Raw genomic sequence first — 560 nt, 5'->3', positions numbered from 1 at the left:
GTGGCATGCAACTGACTGCCATTCACCGCATCCGTGCTGCTTGCATTCACCGCTCCACCAGCAACGTGTTTAATCTGACGCTCAGTACCTGCTGAACCAACTGAGACCTGATCACCAACTCGCATCGCAGGACCTGCAATGGTATGTGTGACCCCGCCAACGGTCATGGTCATCTCATTGGTGGCGTTTGTGGCAGTCGTTGACCCTGCACCTAAAGCAACCGAACCATCTTTGCTTGCTGACGATCCCATGCCAAAGGCTGAGGATGCGACACCCGCTGAGGAAGACTGTACGCCAATAGCCGTAGACAAAGCACCTTTAGAAAGCGCTTTTGAACCAATCGCTATAGAGGCCGCACCACCAGCTTCGGTATTTCTAACGTAATATCCCGCTTCAACAAGGTCGCGACCCGTATAAGCTTTGAATGTGGTATTGACACTGCCATTATTGACACCAGATGCTGAGGTACCATCAAGGTTTGCTGCAGAGGCGGCATTTAGATCGTCGCCACCAATGGCGATAGAAGATCCACCTTTGGTCACAACGTTTGCACCAATGGC

1 pseudogene is annotated in these 560 nt (G+C 52.0%); it reads right to left on the bottom strand.

Annotation, left to right across the window (positions count from 1 at the left end):
* Positions 1-560: pseudogene (locus CXF65_RS01070) on the bottom strand (hypothetical protein); the annotation flags it as partial.

This window comes from Psychrobacter sp. Sarcosine-3u-12 (assembly GCF_002836005.1).
In the GTDB taxonomy this organism is placed as follows: Bacteria; Pseudomonadota; Gammaproteobacteria; order Pseudomonadales; family Moraxellaceae; genus Psychrobacter; species Psychrobacter okhotskensis.
This window is presented reverse-complemented; position numbering and strand designations above follow the sequence as displayed.